The following is a 22,331-nucleotide window of genomic DNA, read 5'->3' on the forward strand; positions in this document are numbered from 1 at the left end:
GTGACGCGCGGCGAGCCTTCGGAGGTGACGTCATGAGCCGCGAAACTCCGTACCCGCGACCGACACCGACGGCTTGCCGTCGGGTCCGAACGGAACGTCGCCTTCCAGCGTGGTCCGATACAGCACCCGGGTGACGTCGAGATGGTCGAGGTCGGTTGGGGCCAGGTGTGCGGTCGCGCGGTTGTCCCAGAACGCGATGCTGCCCCGCCGCCAGCGGAACCGGACCGTGTAGGCCGGGTTGGTCACCTCGTCGAAGAACAGGTCGAGCAGTCGGTCGCTCTGCGACGGCGATACGCCGAGGATGCGGGCGGTGAAGCCGGGCGTGATGAACAAGGCGCGCTCTCCGGTCACCGGGTGCACGCGGACCACCGGATGTTCCGTGACGAGCGGGTTCTCCCTGGTCTTCCTCGCGTAACTGCTGTCCTCCGACCATTGCGGCTTGCGTCCGCCGAAGCGGTGCTCGGCTCGCAGCCCGTCGGCAAGGCGCGCCAGCGGTTCGGGCAGGCCTTGATACGCGGCAACGAGATTCGTCCACTGCGTGTCACCGCCGATTTCGGGCACCAGGTGCGCGCGCAGGACGGTGCCTGCCGGCGGATTGATCAGCGCGGTCACGTCGGTGTGCCACTTGTTGTCGTAGCTGTACTTCACCCGGCCGAAACGCTCGGCGTACTTGCGGCTGTCGACGGCGAGGATCTCCGGGTGGTCGGCGGGGGCGTCGTCGTCGTACGGATGTGACGGTGTGACGTCCCCGAAGCGGCGCGTGAATGCCACCTGTTGCGCGTGGTCGATGTCCTGGTCGTGGAAGAACAGCACCTTGAAGCGGTGCAGCGCCGCCCGAACCGCGGTCACCTGCTCGTCGGTGAGTTCGGTGCGCAGGTCGAGGCCGGAGACGTCGGCCCCGATGTGCCCGGCTACTGGTGTGAAGACCGGCAGCGCCGTGACCGAATCCTCTTCTGCCTTCTGGCTTTCGACGGTGATGCTCATGAAACCTCCTAGTGCCCCAGCGCCGGTCGGCGCCGTTGATCCATGCTGGCTCTCGTGAACCGTTGAGAGAAGAGCGTTTTCACGATGCGAGATACCTTCAATCCGAGCTTTAGTCGTGCCTGGGTGTGTCAGTTCGGACGATGCGATTCGCATGGCGTCGGATCACCGGCAGGATGTCGTGCACGAGCTCGTCGGTGAGCCTGCGCCGCAATGCCTGCACGCCGACCGCGCCCCAGGCGTTCCCGTCGCGGCCGAGTACGGGGACCGCAATGGCGCGCACGTGGGCGCCCTGAGCGCCGGTGCCGTCGGCATAGCCACGGCGGCGGACGAGTGCCAGTTCCTGCTCCGCCGGGCGGCTGAACGCGAGGACCGCCATCCCCATTGCGCTGCGCGCCAACGGTTGTCGCGGCCCGGGCAGCTGATTGCCACAGAAGCGCCGTGCCGGCCTGGCGGAGAACACGGTCAACATGTCGTGGTGGTCGACCACCCCGAAGCTCGCCGTGATTTCGATGTCGGTGGCCAGCGACTGCAAGTGCGGTGCAAGGGTCTGGACGCTCAGCCGGTGCAGGGCGGGCGCGGCCAGCGCGACGAGGCCGGAACCGATCCGATAGCGGTCGTCCCCGTCGCCGGCACGTTCCAGCAATCCACTGTGCTGCAATGCCTGAGCGAGCCGGTAGGTGGTGCTCACCGGCAACCCGGTGCGCGCGGCGATGGATGTCAGCGAGAGTTCGGGATCGGCATCGCTGAACGCCGCGAGGATCGCGATGGCCCGGTGCACCGACTGCGGGCCGGCCTTCACCTCACTTCTCGGGCGCCTGGCCATCGGGTCCGGAGTTCTGCGGGTAGGTGCCGTTGGCGTAGGGGTTGTATTGGTTGGTGTAGAGATCATTGGCGGACAACTTGCCCCGCTCGAGCTCGCCGTTGCGTACCAGCCAGTCGATCCACAGCTGGATCTCCTTCTCGGCGATCACCCCGCCGGGGCCTGCGACGCCGGTGCTCTTCCAGTAGTCGGCCTTCTCCGCGCTTTCGTTGCGGCCACGGGCGGCGATGATCTGCTTGAACTTGGCGATCACTTGGTCGCGGGGCGTGATCTGGGCCCAGCGGATCGCGCGGGCGATGCCCTGGGTGAGATCGGCGACGGCATCCTCGTTGCGCTGCCGGAAGTCGTTGCGCACGATGTACGTGCCGTAAGTGAAGTCGCCGAACAGAGACCCGTCGGTGAACAGCGGCCGGATGCCGCCCCGGGCGATGCCCTGGTCGCGCCAGATGTCGTTGAGGGCGACGGCGTCGATCTGGCCCTGCCGCAATGACTGCTCGGCGTTGACGGGCGGTACCACGGTCAGTTCGACCTGCTTGACTTCGTCGTTGGATAGCCCCTGCTGTTGCAGCCACTCCCGCATGACGAATTCCTGATGGGCGCCCAGCGTGTTCATGCCGAACTTCTTGCCGATCAGATCGCGGGCCCCGTGGATGGGGCTGTCGTTCAGGACGTAGTAGCCGGTGAAGTTCTCCTTGTCCGAGCCGTAGTAGCCGACCACCGAGGTGATCGGAGCGCCGGCCGCGGCCAGTTTCACGACGGCGCCGTTGAAGGCACCACCGATGTCGGTGTCGCCGGTGGCAGCGGATTGGATGTCCTGTGGGCCGCTGGTCGTGTTGCCGACCCAGTGCAGCTTGACCTTGGCGAAGTAGCCCAGATTCTCGGCGAGTTCGGGATAGGTGACCTGGCTGGCCCAACCCTGGTAGCGGATCACCGTCCTGCCGTCCTCGGTGGTCGCGGTGTCCGACGACGGGCCGCATGCCGACGTCAAAGAGGCGACGACGAGAGCCGCAGACATCAGTCCGGCGATACGGAAACGCATCGCCCGATGATGGCGGCTGGGCCGATGGCGGGACAACAGTTTTGGCCACCGGCGATTTAAATCCTCGCGATCGCAGGCATAGTTCGCCACGAACCCTCGGCCTAACGTTGGGCACGTTCCGAAAAGTCCTGCCGCTGAATCGAACACGTTTGGCTGCGGGTTTTCACGATGTGGAAAGTGGGCCGCGACTTGTCGGACTCAATCGACCTTGCCGCCGACGTTCTGGTCGTCGGTGGTGGACCCGCCGCCACCTGGGCGGCACTGACCGCCGCACGCGAAGGCGCAGACGTGGTGCTCGCCGACAAGGGCTACTGCGGCACCAGCGGTGCGACGGCGTCGGCCGGCACCGGCGTCTGGTACGTGCCGCCGGATCCGGTGGCGCGGGAGGCCGCCATGGCGAGCCGCGAAGCCCTCGGCGGGTATCTCGCCGATCGGCGCTGGGCCACCCGGGTGCTCGACGAGACCTACGAGCGGATCAACGAACTCGCCGTCGCGCACCGCTTCCCGTTCCCCGTAGGTTCGGACGGGCACCAGTTGCGCACCGGCCTGCAGGGCCCCGAGTACATGCGGCGCATGCGAATCCTGGTGCGGCGCGCGGGCGTCCGGATACTCGACCACAGCCCGGTCACCGAATTGCTCGTCGACGCCTCTGGTGCCGCTGCGGGGGCCGTCGGCTACCAGCGCCAGGCCAAGCAGGGCTACCGCGTCCGGGCCGGCGCCGTCGTGCTCGCGACCGGTGGCTGCGCGTTTCAATCCAAGGCCCTTGGGTGCGACGTCAATACCGGCGATGGCGCCCTGTTCGCCGTCGAGGCCGGCGCGGAGCTGTCCGGCATGGAATTCTCCAATGCCTACGGCATCGCCCCGGAGGGCACATCGGTGACGAAGACGGCGTTCTACCACTTCGCCACGTTCTACAAGGCTGACGGCAGCGTTCTGGAGGGTGCGAGCGGTCAGAAGCGGTCGCCGATCGCTGCGGAGCTGTTGCGGGGCAAGGTGTTCTGCCGCCTCGACCGCGCCGACGCGCAGGCGCGGGAGGCCATGCGGCGCGCACAGCCGAACTTCTTCCTGCCCTTCGATCGCATGGGCATCGACCCGTTCACCACGAAGTTCCCCGTCACGCTGCTCGCCGAGGGCACCGTGCGTGGGACGGGCGGCATCCGCATCGTCGGGGACGACTGCACGACCACCGTTGCCGGTCTCTACGCTGCCGGTGACGCGGCGACGCGCGAGTTGATCTGTGGTGGCTTCAGCGGCGGAGGCAGCCACAACGCAGCGTGGGCCATCTCGTCCGGCACATGGGCGGGACGGGGTTCGGCGCGGTATGCCAGGTCGCTCGGATCGAACGCGGCAGCCAGGCGGCTGTCCGCGATCGGTGACGCCGGTGCCCGCCCTCGGGGGTCCCGCGCCTCGGCCGACCACCGGGCCGTGGTCGCCGCCGTACAGGCCGAGGTCTTGCCCTATGACAAGAACTATCTGCGCCGTGGCTCGGTGCTGGTCGCATCACTCGACGTGCTCGACGGAATCTGGTCGGACATAAGGGAATCGCTGGCGGGGGAGGGCGAGCAATTGGTGCGCAACCGGCAGACGGCGGCGATGACCGCACATGCGCGCTGGATGTATCACGCGGCGTTGGCGCGCACCGAAACCCGCGGCATGGCGAAGCGATTGGACTTTCCCGAGCAGGACGATGCGCAGCGTCGCCGCCTGACCACCGGCGGGCTGGACTCCGTCTGGGTGCGCCCCGAGGTGCCGACGCCCGTGGCCGCGGTGGCCTCGTGATCGAGTTGGTGTCGGCCGAGCGCTGCATCGCGTGTGACAAGTGCATCACCGTATGCCCGACGAACGTGTTCGACCGCGGCGTCGACGGGATTCCGGTGATCAGCCGCCACGGCGACTGTCAGACGTGCTTCCAGTGCGAGGCGAACTGCCCGGTCGACGCCCTGTTCGTCTCGCCGTACACCGCCCCGCAGCCCGACACGTCGATGGCCGCCGACGAGCAGGCGTTGGTGGACCACGGTCTGCTGGGTAGCTACCGGGAACGGATCGGCTGGGGCAAGGGCCGCCGGCTCGGCTCGCTGGATGCGATCGGGCCGTCGTTGGAATCCAGCGGCGCACCGTTGATCAGTTGAGCGCGCCTGATCAGTTGAGCGCGCCGAGCGGATCAATGCCCGGCAAATGCCCCGCGTGGGCGTCTGGCAGTCGATGATGTCGGGATGGTCTTGCAGAGCACGACGCCCGCGGACGAAGGTAGCGCCGCCGTACAGCTCAATACCGCCCCTGTTCCGCACACACCGAGCAACCTGCGGAACCCGTTTCCACCGATCGCGGACTACGCCTTCCTGTCCGATTGTGAGAACACCTGCCTGATCTCGTCGGCCGGATCGGTGGAGTGGCTGTGCGCTCCGCGCCCCGATTCACCAAGCCTGTTCGGCGCCATTCTGGATCGCGGCGCCGGACACTTCCGGATCAGCCCCTACGGCATCGCGGTGCCCTCCGCGCGCAGGTACCTGCCAGGCAGTCTCATCCTGGAGACGACGTGGCAGACCCACACCGGCTGGATGATCGTCCGCGACACCCTGGTGATGAGTCCGTGGCACGACGTCGAGCACAGGTCGCGAACCCACCGCCGCACGCCGATGGACTGGGATGCCGAGCACACGTTGCTGCGGACCGTGAAGTGCGTCAGCGGCACCGTCGAACTGGTGATGGACTGCGAGCCGTCGTTCGACTACCACCGCAACGTCGCCGAGTGGGAGTACGCGGCGGAGGGATACGGGGAGGCGATTGCCCGGGCGAAGCGCGACCCGGAAGCGCACCCGACCCTGCGGTTGACCACCAACCTGCGTCTCGGATTGGACGGGCGGCAGGCCCGGGCACGGACCAGGTTGAAGGAGGGCGACGATGTCTTCGTCGCGTTGAGCTTCTCCTCGAATGCCGCCCCGCAGACCTACGACGAGGCCTCCGACAAGATGTGGAAGACCAGCGAATGCTGGCGGCAGTGGATCAACATCGGCAACTTCCCCGACCACCCGTGGCGGGGGTATCTGCAGCGCAGCGCACTGACGCTGAAGGGGCTGAGCTACGCGCCGACCGGTGCACTGCTCGCCGCGAGCACCACGTCGCTGCCGGAAACGCCGCAGGGGCAACGCAACTGGGACTACCGCTATTCGTGGATCCGGGATTCGACGTTCGCACTGTGGGGTCTGTACACGTTGGGCCTGGATCGCGAGGCCGACGACTTCTTCGCGTTCATCGCCGACGTATCGGGTGCCAATCACGGTGAGCCGCACGAACTTCAGGTGATGTACGGCGTCGGGGGCGAGCAGCGGCTCGTCGAGGACGAGCTCAACCACCTGTCGGGTTACGACAACGCCCGTCCGGTGCGGATCGGCAACGGCGCCTTCGATCAGCGCCAGCACGACGTCTGGGGTTCGATGCTGGATTCGGTGTATCTGCACGCCAAGTCGCGCGAGCAGATCCCCGAGAACCTGTGGCCGGTGCTCAAGAAGCAGGTCGAGGACGCGATCAAGCACTGGCGCGAACCCGACCGCGGCATCTGGGAGGTGCGTGGCGAGCCGCAGCACTTCACCTCGAGCAAGATCATGTGCTGGGTGGCGCTCGACCGCGGCTCCAAGCTCGCCGAGATACACGGCTGGACCAGCTACATGCAACAGTGGCGGGCGATCGCCGAGGAGATCAAGGCCGACATCCTGGCCCACGGCGTCGACTCGCGCGGCGTGCTGACGCAGCGCTACGGCGACGACGCGTTGGACGCCTCGCTGTTGTTGGCGGTGCTGACCCGATTCCTGCCTGCCGACGATCCCCGGTTGAGGGCGACGGTGTTGGCCATCGCCGACGAGCTGACCGAGGACGGGCTGGTGCTGCGCTACCGGGTCGAGGAGACCGACGACGGATTGTCCGGCGAGGAAGGCACTTTCACCATCTGTTCGTTCTGGCTGGTGTCCGCGCTGGTCGAGATCGGCGAGGTCAGCAGAGCCAAGCACCTGTGCGAGCGGCTGCTGTCGTTCGCCAGCCCGTTGCATCTGTACGCCGAGGAGATCGAGCCGCGCACCGGCCGTCACCTCGGCAACTTCCCGCAGGCGTTCACCCACCTGGCGCTCATCAACGCCGTGGTGCACGTCATCCGCGCCGAAGAGGACGCCGACGCCTCCGGGGTATTCCAGCCGGCGAACGCGCCGATCTAGCCCACCTTGTACGTCGCCAACGCCTTGGCGACGAGAGTGCCTGCTGGATCGAGGATCTCGGCCTCGCAGTTGACCAACGACCGGCCCCGTCGCAGCACGCGGCCGACGCCGATCAGTTCGGTGGCCCGCGCAGGCGCCATGTAGTCCAAGGCCACCGACACCGTGACGCCGCGCATGTTGTCGGGCACCTGCGCACCGCACCAGGCGGCCGCCATCACCGTCAGATCGGCGAGCGTGGCGATCGCTCCGCCGTGCACCATGTCGCCGACCGTGGTGTTCGTCGGATCCCAGGGCAGGCGCAACCGCACCTCGTCGTCATCGAGCTTGTCGATCACCACGCCGAGCTTGGCGACGAAGGGTGATTGCGGGATGAATTGCGCCATGACGTCGGCGCCAGTGGGTGTGGACACCTGGTCATCCTGCCCGCCGAGGCAGAAGCGTTTCAATTACCTGTCGGGTAGGCGAGCTACGCCCGGGCCAGGGTGGCGAGGACCTGGGCCGTCCGGTCGCAGAATTCGTCCCGGTCGGTCAGGCCGCGGGTCATCGCGCGCGCGACGGTCATCGCGACGAGGACGTCGAACACCGTGTCGGCCCGGTCGGAGAGGTCGCCACCCTTCAGGTCGGGCAACGACGCGGACAACAGGCCCCGCATGAGCTCGCGCACGTCGGCCTCCGAGCGCAGCACCAGCCGCTCGTAGATCTCCTCGTCGAGGTGGTAGGCGGCGAGCAGGCCCGGAAGGGCGGCACGAGTGACCGGGTCCGCCAGGAAGTCGATGAACGTCGCCACCCATGCGCGCAGGTCGGTGTGCAGGTCACCGGTGGGTTCGGGAACCGGCGCCGGCTGCGGGTGGCCGAACGCCGCGTCCTCGACGAGCGCCTCCTTGGAGGGCCAGCGCCGGTAGATGGTGGGTGCACCGACGCCGGCGCGTCGTGCGATCGCGACCACCGTCGTGCCCGGATAGCCGACCTCGACCAGCAGGTCCCGGGTCGCCTCGAGCACGGCCACGTCCTTCGCGGGATTGCGCGGGCGGCCCAACGGCGTCACGACGGTCATGGCAGAAAACCTATCCGAAGCCGGAGCATTCTGTTACGTTACGCCTCATAACGTAATTACCTCGGAAGGAACGCCATGCTGACGCCGCACGACGAACTGCTCTGCCACCAACTGCCCACCACGTTCGACCACGTCGAACAGAGCGACCTGCGGTGGACCGAGCGCATCGTGATGTACGGGTTCGACCGCTCGGGTGACATCAACGTCATGACCGGAATGGCGCGCTTTCCCAACCGCAACGTCACCGACGCCTACGCGATGGTGACCAGGCGCGGCGGGCAGACCAAGGTGGTGCGGATGTCCACCGAACTCAACCCTGAGTCCGGTCCGCTGGGCTCCTACACCGTCGGGCCCTTCACCTACAGCGTCGAGGAGCCGCTGCGCACGGTGCGCGCGGTGCTCGCGCCCAACGAACAGGGCCTGAGCCTGGATCTCCGCCTGCGCGGCCAGTTTCCGACCTACGAGCAGACGCCCGCCTTCCATCGCAGCCGCGGCCGGGTCAGTGAGGATGCGCGCCGGTTCTACCAGAACGGCGACCTCGAGGGCTGGATCGAAATCGACGGCGAGCGCATCGAGATCGACACGGAGCGTTGGTGGTTCGGCCGCGACCACTCCTGGGGCATCCGCAACGGCCCCGGCGGCGGCAGCCTGTCCGAGGGCGCCAACCTGCAACCGCAGGAGATCCCCGAGGGGACGTTGTACTACATGGGCATCTTCGAGTTCGACGACGAACTGGTGCACTTCGCGCAGCGCGAGACCAGCACGGGGGAGCGCTGGCAGTTCGAAGGCGAGGTGCTCTACCCGTTGGCGACCGGCCGCGACGCCGGCACCATCATCGACGTCGAACACGACCTGAAGTTCCGCGACGACCTTCGCGTGGTCAGCGGCGGCACCTTCACCGTGCACCGCGGCGACCGGACCACCAGCACCATCGACGTGACCCCGCTGTGCGACTTCTGGCCCGGCCTGGCCGGCTACATGGAGGTCAACGGCTACGCCTCCGGGCATTGGCGCGGAAGGGATTTCATCGACGGGTTCACCGTCGACCCGGACGACCTCGACGCCATCCGACCGGTCAGCTTCCTGTCCGAGACGCTGTGCGAAGTGACGATGCAGGGTCCGACCGGACCCAAGACCGGTCACGGGCTGGTGGAGATGGTGTTCGTCGGGGCCTACCCCCGCTACGGCTACACGGGCTGGTGACGTGACGGGTTTGACACCGGCCCGCCTGGCCGCCGACCAGCTGCCCGCCGCGCTCGAAACCATGGTCCGCGACCGTCTTCCGGATGCCTCCAGGGCGGAAATCGCCAACTGGACGCCGTCCCCGGGTGGGTTCTCGACGGAGACGTTCCTGTTCGACGTCGTCGGTCTCGACGGCGGCGGGTCGGCGGGCCTGGTGTTCCGCAGACCGCCGGAGTACCAGATCCTGCCGGACTACGACCTGCGCAGGCAGTACCTCGTCATGCAACGGCTCGCGTCGTCACCGATCCCGGTGCCGACGGTGCGGTGGATCGACGCGTCGGCCGATGCGCTGGGCACCCCGTACCTGGTGATGGACCGCATCGACGACGTCGTCGGAGTCAGCGACGTTCCGCCCTACCACCAGGCCGGGCTGTTCGCCGAAACCGACGACACCGGTAGGGCGACGCTGTGGAACGGCTGCGTCGACCTGATCGCCGCCGTGCACCGGCTGGACGTGGCGGACTACCGGCTCGGCTTCCTCGCGCTGCCGTCCAACGGATCGCAAGCGCTGGCCGACTTCCTGCGGTACGCCATCGGCTGGGCGTACGGCGACAAGCCAATCCACCCGACGTTCCTGCGCGCGCTCGACTGGCTGGACGGGCACGCGTACGTGCCGGACCGGATCGGGCTGTGCTGGGGCGACAGCCGGATGTCGAACGTGTTGTACGGCCGGGACCTGGCGCCGGTCGCGGCGTTGGATTGGGAGATCGCCTATCTCGGTGATCAGGCCGCCGACATCGCGTGGCTGCTGATGACCGACTGGGTGAGTAGTCCGCTGCCCGACAACGCAGCCGCAGCGGGCACCCCGAGCCGCGACGAGACGATCGATCGGTACGAGAACGCGGTCGGCCATCCGATCGGCAACATCGGGTTCGGCGACGTCACGGCGCCACTGCTGCTCGCGGTCGCGCTGATCCGGCTCAACCGCATGTTCGCGATCCCCGGCGTCGACCTCGCCGACATCTGCGCGCGACGGATCGAGTTCGTACTGGGCAGCTGACCCAAGCCACAGCAGTGGCGCGAACTGGCTGGACTAGATTGCCTTCGGTGTCCAGACCTGAGAACCCTGCACGGTTCCCGCGCGGGATGGCACTGCTGGTGGCAGGCGCGTTCTTCATGGAGATCCTCGACGCCACCATCATCACGCCGGCCATCCCCCTGATCGCCTCGTCGTTCGGCGTCGACGCCGTCGACGTGAACGTGGCCATCTCCGCCTACCTCGTCACCGTCGCGGTGCTCATCCCGGCGAGCGGCTGGATGGCCGACCGGTTCGGCATCCGCCAGGTGTTCCTCGCGGCCATCGTGGTGTTCACCCTCGCGTCGGTCGGCTGCGCGCTGAGCACGTCGCTGCCCATGTTGGTGGGGATGCGGGTGGCCCAGGGCATCGGCGGGGCGATGATGGTGCCCGTCGGGCGGCTGGCGGTGCTGCGCTACAGCGCCAAATCGGACCTGGTCCGGGCGATCGCGCTGCTGACGTGGCCCGCGTTGGCGGCACCCGTGCTCGCGCCGGTGCTCGGCGGGGCGATCGCAACCCTTGGCAGCTGGCGGTGGATCTTCGTGGTCAACATCCCTCTCGGCATCATTGGGTTTCTGTTGGCACTCAAGCTGATTCGTGGTGCGCCGGCCCCGGCCACCAGATCACTGGACTGGCCCGGCATGGTGCTGCTGGGCGGCGGTATCGCCGCGGCCCTGCTTGCGCTGGAGAACGTCAGGGTCAGCGGCACTCACTGGTCCCTCGTTGCCGCCTGTGCGGCGGGTTCGGTGGTGCTGCTGAGCGTCGCCCTGTGGCATCTGCTGCGCTCGCGGGCCCCGCTGGTGGCGTTGCGGGTGCTGCGGGTGCGCACGCTGCGGATCACGGTCTCGGCGGGATCGCTGTACCGGATGGTGATCACCGCGGTGCCGTTCCTCTTACCGCTGCAGTTCCAGCTGGAGTTCGGCTGGACGCCGTTCGAAGCCGGGTTGATGGTGGCCGCGCTGTTCGCCGGCAATCTCACCATCAAACCGGCGACCACTCCGTTGATGCGACGGTTCGGCATCCGCACCGTCCTCCTGGTCAACGGCGTGGCCTCCGTCGGTTGTTTCGCACTACTGGCCGCACTGAAGCCGGGGCTCCCGGTCGCGGTCATCGCCGCCGTGCTGTATCTCAGCGGCGCGCTGCGCTCGATCGGGTTCACCGCCTACAACAGCCTGGCGTTCTCCGATGTCGACGGCGACGAGCTCACGCACGCCAACACGCTGAACGCCTCGGTGCAGGAGCTGGCCGCCGGGCTCGGCATCGCGGTGGCGGCGCTGCTGCTGAGTCAGCTGACGTCCTACCCGGCCACGTTCCTAGTCCTCGGTGGGCTGATGGCGGTCACGCTGATCGAATCGCTGCGGCTCCCGGGAGATGCGGGCGCGCACGTCAGCGGGGCCCGTACTTAGCTGCGTCATTGACACGGCGCGGGCGCGCCGGTTACATTCCTGGTTATGCTTGCAATTCTGGTTAACTCTACCAACTTAATGGTGAAGCAGTGACTGCGGTCGCGGACGTCGATCCGCAGTCGGCGCGTTACGAGCTGAGCCACCTGCGGGCGCTGGAGGCCGAGGCCATCCACATCATCCGCGAGGTCGCCGCGGAGTTCGAGAAGCCCGTGCTGCTGTTCTCCGGCGGCAAGGACTCGATCGTCATGTTGCACCTGGCGCTCAAGGCATTTCGGCCCGGCCGGTTGCCGTTCCCGGTGATGCACGTGGACACCGGGCACAATTTCGACGAGGTGCTGCAGGTCCGCGACGAGCTCGTCGCCGAGTCCGGGGTGCGCCTCGTCGTCGCCAAGGTGCAGGACGACATCGACGCGGGCCGGGTCGTCGAGACCATCCCGTCGCGCAACCCCATGCAGACCTTCACGCTGTTGCGGGCCATCCGCGAGAACAAGTTCGACGCTGCCTTCGGTGGTGCCCGCCGCGACGAGGAGAAGGCCCGCGCCAAGGAGCGCGTGTTCAGCTTCCGCGACGAGTTCGGCCAGTGGGATCCCAAGGCGCAGCGGCCCGAACTGTGGAACCTCTACAACGGGCGGCATCACAAGGGTGAGCACATCCGCGCGTTCCCGATTTCCAACTGGACCGAATTCGACATCTGGTCCTACATCGGTGCCGAGAAGATCAAGCTGCCGTCGATCTACTACGCGCACCCGCGCCAAGTCTTCGAGCGCGACGGCATGCTGCTGGCCGTGCATAAGTACCTGCAGCCGCGCAAGGACGAGAAGGTGATCGAGAAGGTCGTGCGCTTCCGCACCGTCGGCGACGTCACCTGCACGGGATGTGTGGAGTCGAACGCCGCCACGGTGTCCGAGGTGATCGCCGAGACCGCCGTGTCCCGCCTGACCGAGCGCGGGGCGACCCGTGCCGATGACCGGATCTCCGAGGCCGGCATGGAAGACCGCAAGCGAGAGGGCTACTTCTGATGGCTACGTTGCTACGACTGGCGACTGCCGGCTCCGTCGACGACGGCAAGTCAACGCTGATCGGTCGGCTGCTGTTCGACTCCAAGGCGGTCATGGAGGACCAGCTGGCCTCTGTGGAGCGCACCTCGAAGGAACGCGGAAACGACTACACCGACCTGGCTCTGGTGACCGACGGCCTGCGCGCCGAGCGGGAACAGGGCATCACGATCGACGTCGCCTACCGCTACTTCGCAACGCCCAAGCGGAAGTTCATCATCGCCGACACTCCGGGGCACACGCAGTACACCCGGAACATGGTGACGGGAACGTCGACGGCGCAGCTGGCGATCGTCCTCGTCGACGCCAGGCACGGACTGCTCGAACAGTCCCGGCGGCATGCCTTCCTGGCGTCGCTGCTCGGCATCCGGCACATCGTGTTGGCCGTCAACAAGATGGACCTCGTCGACTGGGATCAGGAGCGGTTCGAGAAGATCCGCGACGACTTCCACGAGTTCGCCGCGCGCCTGGACGTGCACGACGTGACGTCCATCCCGCTGTCGGCGCTCAACGGCGACAACGTGGTGACCAAGTCGGAGCGCACCCCGTGGTACGAGGGCCCGGCCTTGCTGAGTCACCTCGAAGAGGTCTACATCGCCGGCGACCGCAACCTTGTCGACGTGCGGTTCCCCGTGCAGTACGTCATCCGGCCGCAGACCCGCGAGCACGCCGACCACCGCAGTTACGCCGGCACGGTGGCCAGCGGCGTCATGCGTCCCGGTGACGAGGTCGCGATCCTGCCGGCGGGCAAGACCAGTCGCATCACCACGATCGAAGGCCCGAATGGGCCCGTCGCCGAGGCCTTTCCGCCGATGGCGGTGTCGATCAGCCTGGCCGACGACATCGACATCTCGCGCGGCGACATGATCACGCGGGTCAACAATCAGCCGCACGCCACGCAGGAGTTCGACGCGATGGTGTGCTGGATGGCCGACGACGCGGCGCTGGAGCCCGGCCGCGACTACGTCATCAAGCAGACCACCAGGACCACCCGCGTCAAGGTGACCGGGCTTGACTACCGGCTCGACGTCAACACGCTGCACCGCGACAAGGGCGCTACGGCGTTGAAGCTCAACGAACTCGGTCGCGTGACCCTGCGCTCGCAGGTGCCGCTGTTGCTCGACGAGTACTCCCGCAATTCGGCAACGGGCTCGTTCATCCTGATCGACCCCGACACCAACGGCACCGTCGCCGCGGGCATGGTCCGCGACACGTCACCCGCCGCGACCCGGGCCGCCACCCCGAACGCCGTGCGGCACAAGAATCTCGTCACGGCCGAGGACCGGCTGTCACGGGGAAGCACGGTGTGGTTCACCGGGCTGTCCGGCTCGGGCAAGTCGTCGGTGGCGATGCTCGTCGAGCAGAAGCTGCTCGAAAGTGGGCGTCCGGCATACGTTCTCGACGGTGACAACCTGCGGCACGGGCTGAACGCCGACCTGGGCTTTTCGATGGCCGACCGCGCCGAGAACCTGCGCCGGCTGGCCCACGTCGCGACCCTGCTCGCCGATTCCGGTCAGATCGTGCTCGTCCCGGCGATCAGCCCGCTCGAGGAGCATCGGGAGCTGGCCCGGCGGGTGCACGCCGATCAGGGTTACGACTTCTTCGAGGTGTTCTGCGATACGCCGCTGGAGGATTGCGAGCGTCGAGATCCCAAGGGGCTCTACGCCAAGGCGAGGGCGGGCGAGATCACCCACTTCACCGGTATCGACAGTCCGTATCAGCGGCCGAAGAACCCCGATCTGCGGCTCACCCCGGATCAATCGGTGGAGGATCTAGCCCAGCAGGTCATCGACATGATCAGTGCGCCGCGGTGACCGGGCAGGAGAGCACCGATCATCAGCTCGCCGCCCAGCTGGCCACCGAGGCCGGTGCACTGCTGCTCGCGGTCCGTGCGGAGCTCGCCGACGCTACCGGTGCCGAGCGGAAGGCCGCCGGGGACAAGCGTTCTCATGAGTACCTGATGGATGCGCTGGCCGAGCACCGCCCCGATGACGCGGTGCTGTCCGAGGAGGCGTCGGCGGAGGACAAGGCCAACTCCACGCGACTGAGCGCCGAGCGGGTGTGGATCGTCGACCCGCTTGACGGCACCCGGGAATTCTCCGAGCTCGGCCGCGAGGACTGGGCGGTGCACGTGGGGTTGTGGCAGTCGGGCGAGCTGATCGCCGGGGCCGTCGCGCTGCCCGCGCAGGGCGTCACGCTGGCCACCCCGGACGTCGCCGCCCCGGCCGCTGCGCCGGCCAAGCCGCGCATCGTGGTCTCGCGGACCCGGCCGCCCGCCGTGGCGCTCGCGGTGCGCGACGCCCTTGACGGCGTGCTGGTCGAAATGGGTTCGGCGGGAGCCAAAGTCGCCTCCGTCGTGCAAGGGTTGGCCGACGTGTACGTGCATGCGGGCGGACAGTACGAATGGGACTCCGCGGCGCCGGTCGCGGTGGCCCGTGCTGCTGGCCTGCACACGTCGCGCATCGACGGCTCGCCGCTGGTCTACAACCGGGCCGACCCGCTGCTGCCGGACCTCGTCGTGTGCCGGCCCGAACTGGCCGACGCGGTGTTGGCCGTCACCACGGCGCACTGACGGCCTGGAACGCTCGGCTAGCCGGCGAGGCGTTCACGAAATGTGTTGCGGTAGCTCTGCGGCGCCACCCCGGTGAGTCGGCGGAACTGTTCGCGGAAGTTCGCCGACGACGTGAACCCGACCTCCCTGCCGATTCGCTCCACCCCGTATGAGGTGCCTTCGAGCAGTTCCTGCGCGTGGCGGATCCGCACGCCGGCGACCCACTGCATCGGAGTCTGCCCGGTTTCGGCCTGAAACCGGCGATTGATCGTGCGGATGCTCATCGCGGCACGCTGGGCGATGTCGGTCAGCGTCAACTCGCGGTGCGCATTCAGCTCGATCCATGCGAGCAGGTCGTCCAGCTCGGTTCTTTCCCCGAGGTGCTTGGCGGGCAACTGGTTTCGCACGATGAACTGTGCCTGACCGCCGCTGCGGTGCAGGGGAGCGACGGCGAGCCGGGCCGCCGCGGCTGCCGCTGCGGCGCCGTGGTCGCGTTGCACCATGTGCAGGCACAGATCCAGCCCGGCCGAGGCGCCCGCGGACGTCAAGATCTGCCCCTCGTCGACGTAGAGCACATCGGGATGAAGGTTGACGGCGGGATACGTCGCGCGGAACAGGTCCGCGGCGATCCAGTGCGTGGTGGCGCGCCTGCCGTCGAGCAGTCCGGCGGCGGCGAGGGTGAACGCGCCCGAGCAGATCGATGCGATGCGGGTGCCTGCCGCGAATGCCGACCGCAGGGCGTGGATGACCCGCTCCGGGACGTCGACGGTGACGTCGTTGCAGCCGGGAACGATGATCGTGTCCGCCTCGGCCAGCGCCTCCAGTCCGTGGTCGGTGCCGATGCGCAGCGGACCCGCCGTGACGATCGGCTCGCTGCCGCACACCACGACGTCATATCCGTTGGTGCCGTCGGCAAGCGGGACGCGTCCGAACACCGCGACGGCGGTGGTGAGGTCGAAGGCGATGACGTCGGGCAGCGCCAGGACGGCCACGGTGTGCATGGCCGAACCGTACCAGCGGCGATGGCTAGATCTCCACATGCTCCGGGATATTGCCACCGAAGCCGCGATTGGCGGTGGTGATGCGGCTCGTCGTCGGCGTCCGTCGACGCACTAGCCTGACTCCATGACCAATCCCACCCTGCGCGCCCTTGCCGAACTCCCGCTCGAGCCCGCAGGTCTCGCCGAGTCGACGTTGATCCTGATCGACTGCCAGAAGACGTACACCACCGGTGTCATGGCACTCGACGGCGTACAGGCCGCCCTCGACGAGGCGGCCGCGCTGCTGGACCGCGCCAGGTCGGCAGGTATCCCGGTGATCCACATCCAGCACTCCGACGGCCCCGGTTCGCTGTATGACATCGACGGTGAGAGCGGTGCCATCGTCGAGCAGGTGGCGCCGCGCGACGGTGAAACCGTGGTGATCAAGCAGTACCCGAACTCGTTCGTGCAGACGGATCTCGACTCATGCCTGAAGACGGTTGGCGCATCGAATCTCGTGCTCGCCGGGTTCATGACGCACATGTGCGTCAACTCCACCGCACGTGGCGCGTTCAACCTCGGCTACGCGCCCACCGTGGTGGCGGCCGCGACCGCTACGCGCGCGCTGCCGGGCGTCACGGGGGAGACGGTGCCTGCCGCGGCGATCCAGTCGGCGAGCCTGGCGGGCATGGCCGACCTGTTCGCCGTCGTCGTACCCGGCACGTCGGGCATCCCGGACTGAGAATGGTCGGATGACGACGCCCTCCACCCGAGTCACCCGGCTCAACGAGAAGCAGGACACCTCCCGCAGCTCGCTCGACGAGCTGCTGGACAGCACACCGCTGGCCACGGTCGCGTTGGTCCGCGACGACCATCCGGTGATCTTCCCGACCGGCTTCGCCAGGATCGGCGACGACTTCGTCATTCACGGATCCACGGGCGCGCCATGGATGCGCGCGCTGGCGGCGGGCGCGGCGGCGGCGGTGTCAGTGACGACGCTCGATGGCGTCGTCGTGGCGCGCAGCGCATTCGAGTCGTCGTTCCGCTACCGCAGCGCCGCGCTGTTCGGTGTCTTCGAGCCGATTCCCGAAGACGAGAAGATCGCGTATCTGAATGCGCTGACCGACGCCTTCATTCCCGGTCGCGTCGCCGAACTGCGGGCCAGCAGCCGCAGGGAGTTGGCCGCCACGATGGCCTTGCGCCTGCCCATCGGCGAGGACAACTGGTCGCTCAAGGTCAGCGCGGGCTGGCCGGATGATCCCGACGAGGACGTCGCCGCCGACGCGTGGGCGGGCGTGGTGCCGATGACGGTCAGCTACGGTGCGCCGCAACCCGCTCCCGACCTCAGGCCGGGGATCGCGGTGCCCGGATCCGTTCTGGCCATGACCGAGCCGTCAGTCGAATAGTCCGGCCCGACGGTACAGGTCGATACGCCGGTCGCCGTGAACGTCGTTGTGCTCGTTGAACTTCTTGATCCGCGACAGCGCGAAGTCGACGTCGGCAGTGACGGTGCACGGCATGCCGAACTGGCCGATCGCCGCGGGATAGCCGTCGGCGTCGGTGATGATGCTGCCGCCGATCCAGTCCTGGCCGCGCTCGACGCCGGCACGGTCACACACCGCGATCGGCAACCGGTTCATGCCGGCCCCGGCCAGCACGCGGACCATCTCGGTCGGCCGCTCGCCCTCCGGGCGCGGTAGCAGCGGCCAGTTGACCGGGGCGCACAGCAGATCCGCGCCCGCCAGCGCCGCGACGCGCACCCACTCGGGGAATTCGACGTCGTAGCAGACCATCACGCCGATGCGGCCGTGCTCGGTGTCCACCAGCAGCGGCATGTCGTCGGCGCGGTCGAACACCGTGTTCTCGGAATCCCACAGATGCGCCTTGCGGTAGACGCCACGCAGTCCGGTCGGGTCGACGACCGCGGCGGCGTTGTAGATCTTGTCGCCCGCGTCCTCGGGAAACCCGGCCACGATCGTCACACCGAACGCCGAGGCGAGATTTGCCCATTCCGTGATCGTTGGCCCGTCGCGGGGCTCGGCGAGCGAGGCGAGCTCGGCGCGGTCGGCGAACATGTACCCCGACGACGCCAGTTCGGGCAGCACGACGATCTGCGCCCCGTCGGCGGCGGCCGCCTCGATGGCGTCCCTGGCGGTGGTCCGGTTTCCGGTGAGGTCGCCGATTCTCAGCGGGATCTGGCAGCAGGCGACGCGCGTGGTCATCCCTTGATCGTCGTCGACGGAGGGCAGGAGCGCAGCGACTCGGGAATTCAATCCGGCTTGCGGAGTTCGCAGCAACGTCGGTGGCACAATGCGCGATATGCGGATGTCGGCGAAGGCGGAGTACGCCATCCGTGCCATGGTCCAACTGGCCACCGTCGATGACGGTGTCCTGGTCAAGACCGACGACCTGGCCAAGGCGCAGGGCATTCCGCCTCAATTCCTCGTCGACATCCTGTCCGACCTGCGCACCGACCGGCTGGTGCGCAGCCACCGCGGCCGTGACGGCGGCTACGCGCTCGCCAAGCCCGCCGCCGAGGTCAGCATCGCCGACGTGATGCGCTGCATCGACGGTCCACTGGCCAGCGTCCGCGACATCGCGCTCGGCGACCTGCCGTACTCCGGGCCCACGGCGGCGCTGACCGACGTGTGGCGGGCACTGCGCGCCAGCATGCGATCGGTGCTCGAAGAGACCACGGTGGCCGACGTCGCGAACGGCGCGTTGCCCGATCACGTCAGCCGACTCGCCGGTGACTACCTCGCGCAGGAGGAGCGCCGCGGGCACGGTTGACCGTGTTTGCACGCCAGTGTCGTAATGCGCCTGCCGCCGATCGTCTTTCTAGTAGGAACGAAATACGTCCCGAACGAGGAGGAGGCACGGGCAGTGAAGTATGTGCTGTTGTTCGTCGAGACCGAGCAATTCGCGCGCGATCTCGAGGCCTTGAGCGACGCCGAGCGAGAACGGGCGTACGACCGCGTCAACGAATGGTTCGCCACCCACGCCGACAAGCTGCGCGGTGGAAGCAAGCTCCAATCGCCGGAGACGGCGACGACCGTGCGGCTCGACCGCGGCGAACCCGTCATCATCGACGGGCCGTTCGTCGAGGGCAAAGAGGTCGTGAGCGGATACGCCGAGATCGAGGTCGCCGATCTGGACGAGGCGTTGCAAATGGTCAAGACGTGGCCGGCGTGCCCGGTCGTCGAGATCCGCCCGCTGCAGGCATGAGCCCACATGGCTGACGCGTCGCATGCCGAGTTGTCCCGCGTGGTACGAGAACACGCGGGCGGGCTCGCGGCGTCGCTGATGCATCTGACGGGCGACTTCGCCACGGCGGAGGATCTCGTTCAGGACGCCGTCCTGGCAGCGCTGCGACACTGGCCGGTGGAGGGAATCCCGCAGCGCCCCGATGCGTGGTTGTTCACGGTGGCCCGGCGCCGCGGCCTGGATGCCCTACGGCGCGAAGACAATTACCGCACCAAACTGGCGCAGCTGCAGTGGCCCGTCCAGGCCGAGCCCGACGATCGGCTGCGGCTGATCTTCACGTGTTGCCACCCCGCACTCCCGCGGGAGGCGCAGATCGCACTGACCCTGCGGGTCGTGTGTGGCCTGACCACGGCACAGATCGCTCGGGCGTTCCTGGTGCCCGAGACGACGATGGCACGGCGAATCACCCGCGCCAAGCGGAAGATCACCGACGCAGGAATTCCGTACCGCATCCCGGCCGACGACGAGCTCGGCGCCCGGCTGACCGAGGTCCTCGCCGTGATCTACCTGCTGTTGAACGAGGGTTATCTGTCCACTGCCGAGCGGACACATGCGCACGATCTCGTCGATGACGCCGAGTGGCTGGCGGCGCTGTTGCACGAGCTGATGCCGAGCGAGCCGGAGGTGGCGGGCCTGCTCTCCTTGATCCGATTGCACCGCGCCCGCGCCGCCGCCCGCTTCGATGCCGACGGACACCTGGTGCTGCTGGAACATCAGGATCGATCCTCCTGGGACCGGCAAGCCATCGCGGATGCGGGTCAGCTGCTGGCCCGCGCCGCGAAACAGCAGCGGCCCGGCCCGTATCAGCTGCAAGCGGCGATCGTGGCCTGTCACGCCGAGGCCCGATGTTGGCAGGAGACCGACTGGGAGCAGATCGTGCTGCTCTACGACATGCTGCTGCACCTCGCGCCGTCCCCCGTCACCCGACTGCACCGGGCCATCGCATTGCGCTACACGGCGGGGCCGCAGGCGGCGATGTCCGAACTCGACGACCTCGCCGACGCGTTGGACCGCTATCACCTCTACCACGCCACTCGCGCCGACCTCCTGCGCGAACTCGGCCACCCGGACCAGGCCCGCGCCGCCGACCGTCGCGCACTCGACCTGACCGCAAACCCCGCCGAACAAGCCGTGCTCGAGCAGCGCATCGCGTGGACCTCGATCCCAACCTGAGAGGAGACTCCGACCGCCATGTCCGACATCACCCAGCTGCACCGCGCGCTCATCGCTCGCGTCCGTGACGGCAACGCGACGGCGCCAACTTCGTTGCGCCGGGCCGCCTTCGACGACGTTGGCCTCGACGAACCGGTGCGAACGCTGATCGACAAGGTCGCCCGTCACGCCAACCGGGTGACCGACGACGACGTCGCCGCCGTCCGGGCGACGGGCCTGACCGAGGATCAGATCTTCGAAATCATGGTGTGCGCCGCAGTCGGACAGGCGAGCCGGCAGTACGAGAACGCGTTGGCAGCGCTGGCCAGCGCAACGCAGGAGGGAAAGCGATGAGGCTCACCATCCTGGAGCGCGGCCACCGGCTGTCCAAGAAGGCGATTTTCGTGCTGATCCGGTTGGTTTCACGCCAGCCGGTGGTCGACGCCGTCAAGCTGGCGATGTACCGCCCGGAGTTCTACGGCGCCGGCGATCTCACCCACGAGGCGATGCGCGGACCGTCGGCCTGGTCGGTCGGTGACCGCGAGCTGATGGCGGCGTTCGTCTCGAAGGTCAACGAGACGCGATTCTGCGTCGCCGCGCATTCGGCGACCGCGGGCCTGTGGTACGACGACCAGGCCAAAGTGGTTGCCACGCTGGCTGATCTGGAGACGGCGCCCATCGACGAGCCCGTGCGGGCGACGCTTCGCATGCTTGGCAAACTCACGCGCGAGCATCGCGTCGATCCGGACGACATGCGGGCCCTTCTCGCCGAAGGTGTTACCCCCGAGCAGATTCGGGACGCCCTGGCCGTGTGCCTCGCCTTCAACATCACTGACCGGCTGGCCGATGCGTTCGACTTCGACCTCGCGACTCCCGAGGCCATGAACTCCGGTGCCCGGTACCTGTTGAAGCGTGGCTACCGCTGACTAGCTGCTGCGCAGGGCGATGCCGTCGAGCAGCATGCGCAGGCCGCCGTCGAAGTCGTCCTCGACCGACGTCCGCATCGCGACCTTCGACAGCGCCTCGATGTGCGGAAACTGTTGCCCCGCTACCGCACCGATGCGTGCTGCGGCCTCCTTCGCGTCGGCCGACCGGCCGCGCGCCAGCGGACCGGCCAGTTCCGCCTGAGCCGCGCCCGTGACGAAGCCCAGCACCGCATGGAAGGCGTAGAGCCGGTCCCGGTCGGTCAGCCCGGCCCGCCCGAGGGCGCCCACTAGCCCGTCGGCGATCGCGAACCCCGTCGCCGACGCCATCCGCCGCGTCAGCACCAGCGGAATGGCGGCCGGGTGGGCTCGCACACCGCGCCACATTGCCGTCGCGATCGCGTGGACGTCGTGGCGCCAATCGTCAGTCGGTGCCGGAATGGGGACGTCGGCGACCACGGCGGCGACGACGAGCTCCTCCAACCCCTCCTTGTCCGCGACGTAGTTGTACACGGTCATCGGCCCGGTGCCGAGCGCGGTGGCCAACGTACGCATGCTGAGCGCGCTGAGACCTGATTCGTCGACGATTCCCAGTGCCGCCGAAGCGATTTCGTCTCTGGTGAAACGCGCCCGCACCATCA

Annotated in this window: 24 protein-coding genes; 16 read left to right on the plus strand and 8 right to left on the minus strand. The window is 68.0% G+C overall.

The window, feature by feature from the left end; translation table 11 throughout:
• Positions 1-30: 30 nt before the first annotated feature.
• From N536_RS0124555 to N536_RS0124565, 3 genes are all read right to left on the minus strand, one after another.
• Positions 31-984, minus strand: a complete 954-nt coding sequence (locus N536_RS0124555) for a TauD/TfdA family dioxygenase (protein ID WP_029116040.1) — start codon at positions 982-984, stop codon at positions 31-33.
• A 109-nt stretch (positions 985-1,093) separates the two neighbouring features.
• Complete coding sequence (locus tag N536_RS0124560; protein ID WP_231514619.1) at positions 1,094-1,783, minus strand: IclR family transcriptional regulator; 690 nt, start codon at positions 1,781-1,783, stop codon at positions 1,094-1,096.
• Between the two features lies 1 nt (position 1,784).
• The gene (locus tag N536_RS0124565) at positions 1,785-2,843 is read right to left on the minus strand and encodes an ABC transporter substrate-binding protein (RefSeq protein WP_029116042.1); all 1,059 of its coding nucleotides are present in this window, start codon (positions 2,841-2,843) and stop codon (positions 1,785-1,787) included.
• 189 nt (positions 2,844-3,032) lie between these two features.
• On the opposite strand from N536_RS0124565, the gene N536_RS0124570 reads away from it, so the two are divergent.
• The 3 genes from N536_RS0124570 to N536_RS0124580 all read left to right on the plus strand — a co-directional run bounded on the left by N536_RS0124570 (position 3,033) and on the right by N536_RS0124580 (position 7,048).
• A complete protein-coding gene (locus tag N536_RS0124570) occupies positions 3,033-4,622 on the plus strand; it encodes an FAD-dependent oxidoreductase (RefSeq protein WP_029116043.1) in 1,590 nt (529 codons plus the stop codon).
• On the plus strand, positions 4,619-4,972 hold the full coding sequence (locus tag N536_RS0124575) for a ferredoxin family protein (RefSeq protein ID WP_029116044.1): 354 nt from the start codon (positions 4,619-4,621) through the stop codon (positions 4,970-4,972). The genes N536_RS0124570 and N536_RS0124575 overlap by 4 nt, the downstream gene beginning before the upstream one ends.
• Positions 4,973-5,056: 84 nt before the next feature.
• Complete coding sequence (locus tag N536_RS0124580) at positions 5,057-7,048, plus strand: glycoside hydrolase family 15 protein (protein ID WP_029116045.1); 1,992 nt, start codon at positions 5,057-5,059, stop codon at positions 7,046-7,048.
• Here the strand turns inward: N536_RS0124580 and N536_RS0124585 are convergent.
• The gene (locus N536_RS0124585) at positions 7,045-7,431 is read right to left on the minus strand and encodes a PaaI family thioesterase (protein ID WP_051574749.1); all 387 of its coding nucleotides are present in this window, start codon (positions 7,429-7,431) and stop codon (positions 7,045-7,047) included. The genes N536_RS0124580 and N536_RS0124585 overlap by 4 nt on opposite strands.
• Positions 7,432-7,514: 83 nt before the next feature.
• Complete coding sequence (locus N536_RS0124590) at positions 7,515-8,102, minus strand: TetR/AcrR family transcriptional regulator (protein WP_029116047.1); 588 nt, start codon at positions 8,100-8,102, stop codon at positions 7,515-7,517.
• A gap of 75 nt (positions 8,103-8,177) precedes the next feature.
• Here N536_RS0124590 and N536_RS0124595 point away from each other — a divergent pair, with 75 nt between their 5' ends.
• From N536_RS0124595 to N536_RS0124620, 6 genes are all read left to right on the plus strand, one after another.
• Entirely contained in the window at positions 8,178-9,305 is a 1,128-nt protein-coding gene (locus N536_RS0124595) for a hypothetical protein (RefSeq protein WP_029116048.1), read from the plus strand.
• 1 nt (position 9,306) lies between these two features.
• On the plus strand, positions 9,307-10,344 hold the full coding sequence (locus N536_RS0124600) for a phosphotransferase family protein (protein ID WP_369798466.1): 1,038 nt from the start codon (positions 9,307-9,309) through the stop codon (positions 10,342-10,344).
• Between the two features lie 14 nt (positions 10,345-10,358).
• Positions 10,359-11,765: an MFS transporter gene (locus N536_RS0124605; protein ID WP_231514620.1), complete on the plus strand. Its 1,407-nt coding sequence runs from the start codon at positions 10,359-10,361 to the stop codon at positions 11,763-11,765.
• An 89-nt stretch (positions 11,766-11,854) separates the two neighbouring features.
• Positions 11,855-12,784 (plus strand): sulfate adenylyltransferase subunit CysD, encoded by a 930-nt coding sequence (gene cysD, locus N536_RS0124610; protein WP_029116051.1) that lies wholly within the window; start codon positions 11,855-11,857, stop codon positions 12,782-12,784.
• Entirely contained in the window at positions 12,784-14,634 is a 1,851-nt protein-coding gene (gene cysN / locus N536_RS0124615; protein WP_029116052.1) for a sulfate adenylyltransferase subunit CysN, read from the plus strand. Before cysD ends, cysN begins: the two co-directional genes overlap by 1 nt.
• Positions 14,631-15,392, plus strand: a complete 762-nt coding sequence (locus N536_RS0124620; protein WP_029116053.1) for a 3'(2'),5'-bisphosphate nucleotidase CysQ — start codon at positions 14,631-14,633, stop codon at positions 15,390-15,392. The genes cysN and N536_RS0124620 overlap by 4 nt, the downstream gene beginning before the upstream one ends.
• Before the next feature lie 17 nt (positions 15,393-15,409).
• Here N536_RS0124620 and N536_RS0124625 read toward each other — a convergent pair whose 3' ends face one another.
• On the minus strand, positions 15,410-16,372 hold the full coding sequence (locus tag N536_RS0124625) for a GlxA family transcriptional regulator (protein WP_029116054.1): 963 nt from the start codon (positions 16,370-16,372) through the stop codon (positions 15,410-15,412).
• 124 nt (positions 16,373-16,496) lie between these two features.
• On the opposite strand from N536_RS0124625, the gene N536_RS0124630 reads away from it, so the two are divergent.
• Positions 16,497-17,093: an isochorismatase family protein gene (locus N536_RS0124630; RefSeq protein WP_029116055.1), complete on the plus strand. Its 597-nt coding sequence runs from the start codon at positions 16,497-16,499 to the stop codon at positions 17,091-17,093.
• A gap of 10 nt (positions 17,094-17,103) precedes the next feature.
• On the plus strand, positions 17,104-17,757 hold the full coding sequence (locus N536_RS0124635) for a pyridoxamine 5'-phosphate oxidase family protein (RefSeq protein ID WP_029116056.1): 654 nt from the start codon (positions 17,104-17,106) through the stop codon (positions 17,755-17,757).
• Here N536_RS0124635 and N536_RS0124640 read toward each other — a convergent pair.
• Positions 17,746-18,573, minus strand: a complete 828-nt coding sequence (locus N536_RS0124640; RefSeq protein WP_029116057.1) for a nitrilase-related carbon-nitrogen hydrolase — start codon at positions 18,571-18,573, stop codon at positions 17,746-17,748. The two genes, N536_RS0124635 and N536_RS0124640, sit on opposite strands and share 12 nt — an antisense overlap.
• A 97-nt stretch (positions 18,574-18,670) precedes the next feature.
• Between N536_RS0124640 and N536_RS0124645 the strand changes: the two genes are divergently transcribed.
• From N536_RS0124645 to N536_RS0124665, 5 genes are all read left to right on the plus strand, one after another.
• Positions 18,671-19,141 (plus strand): RrF2 family transcriptional regulator, encoded by a 471-nt coding sequence (locus N536_RS0124645; protein ID WP_029116058.1) that lies wholly within the window; start codon positions 18,671-18,673, stop codon positions 19,139-19,141.
• A 93-nt stretch (positions 19,142-19,234) separates the two neighbouring features.
• A complete protein-coding gene (locus N536_RS0124650; protein WP_029116059.1) occupies positions 19,235-19,576 on the plus strand; it encodes a YciI family protein in 342 nt (113 codons plus the stop codon).
• 6 nt (positions 19,577-19,582) lie between these two features.
• Entirely contained in the window at positions 19,583-20,788 is a 1,206-nt protein-coding gene (locus tag N536_RS0124655) for an RNA polymerase sigma factor (protein ID WP_029116060.1), read from the plus strand.
• Between the two features lie 18 nt (positions 20,789-20,806).
• Positions 20,807-21,121 (plus strand): hypothetical protein, encoded by a 315-nt coding sequence (locus N536_RS0124660; protein ID WP_029116061.1) that lies wholly within the window; start codon positions 20,807-20,809, stop codon positions 21,119-21,121.
• A complete protein-coding gene (locus N536_RS0124665) occupies positions 21,118-21,693 on the plus strand; it encodes a carboxymuconolactone decarboxylase family protein (RefSeq protein ID WP_029116062.1) in 576 nt (191 codons plus the stop codon). The genes N536_RS0124660 and N536_RS0124665 overlap by 4 nt, the downstream gene beginning before the upstream one ends.
• On the opposite strand, the gene N536_RS0124670 is transcribed toward N536_RS0124665, so the two are convergent.
• Positions 21,694-22,326, minus strand: a complete 633-nt coding sequence (locus tag N536_RS0124670; RefSeq protein ID WP_029116063.1) for a TetR/AcrR family transcriptional regulator C-terminal domain-containing protein — start codon at positions 22,324-22,326, stop codon at positions 21,694-21,696.
• Between the last annotated feature and the right edge of the window lie 5 nt (positions 22,327-22,331).

Source organism: Mycobacterium sp. URHB0044, assembly GCF_000620625.1.
Taxonomy (GTDB): Bacteria; Actinomycetota; Actinomycetes; order Mycobacteriales; family Mycobacteriaceae; genus Mycobacterium.

Excerpts from the sequence above, each read along its gene's own strand:
- N536_RS0124555 (WP_029116040.1), bottom strand. The coding sequence starts at position 984 with ATGAGCATCACCGTCGAAAGCCAGAAGGCAGAAGAGGATTCGGTCACG.
- N536_RS0124565 (WP_029116042.1), bottom strand. The coding sequence starts at position 2,843 with ATGCGTTTCCGTATCGCCGGACTGATGTCTGCGGCTCTCGTCGTCGCC.
- N536_RS0124580 (WP_029116045.1), top strand. The coding sequence starts at position 5,057 with ATGGTCTTGCAGAGCACGACGCCCGCGGACGAAGGTAGCGCCGCCGTA.
- N536_RS0124585 (WP_051574749.1), bottom strand. The coding sequence starts at position 7,431 with ATGGCGCAATTCATCCCGCAATCACCCTTCGTCGCCAAGCTCGGCGTG.
- N536_RS0124590 (WP_029116047.1), bottom strand. The coding sequence starts at position 8,102 with ATGACCGTCGTGACGCCGTTGGGCCGCCCGCGCAATCCCGCGAAGGAC.
- N536_RS0124595 (WP_029116048.1), top strand. The coding sequence starts at position 8,178 with ATGCTGACGCCGCACGACGAACTGCTCTGCCACCAACTGCCCACCACG.
- cysN (WP_029116052.1), top strand. The coding sequence starts at position 12,784 with ATGGCTACGTTGCTACGACTGGCGACTGCCGGCTCCGTCGACGACGGC.
- N536_RS0124625 (WP_029116054.1), bottom strand. The coding sequence starts at position 16,372 with ATGCACACCGTGGCCGTCCTGGCGCTGCCCGACGTCATCGCCTTCGAC.
- N536_RS0124630 (WP_029116055.1), top strand. The coding sequence starts at position 16,497 with ATGACCAATCCCACCCTGCGCGCCCTTGCCGAACTCCCGCTCGAGCCC.
- N536_RS0124635 (WP_029116056.1), top strand. The coding sequence starts at position 17,104 with ATGACGACGCCCTCCACCCGAGTCACCCGGCTCAACGAGAAGCAGGAC.
- N536_RS0124640 (WP_029116057.1), bottom strand. The coding sequence starts at position 18,573 with ATGACCACGCGCGTCGCCTGCTGCCAGATCCCGCTGAGAATCGGCGAC.
- N536_RS0124645 (WP_029116058.1), top strand. The coding sequence starts at position 18,671 with ATGCGGATGTCGGCGAAGGCGGAGTACGCCATCCGTGCCATGGTCCAA.
- N536_RS0124655 (WP_029116060.1), top strand. The coding sequence starts at position 19,583 with ATGGCTGACGCGTCGCATGCCGAGTTGTCCCGCGTGGTACGAGAACAC.
- N536_RS0124660 (WP_029116061.1), top strand. The coding sequence starts at position 20,807 with ATGTCCGACATCACCCAGCTGCACCGCGCGCTCATCGCTCGCGTCCGT.
- N536_RS0124665 (WP_029116062.1), top strand. The coding sequence starts at position 21,118 with ATGAGGCTCACCATCCTGGAGCGCGGCCACCGGCTGTCCAAGAAGGCG.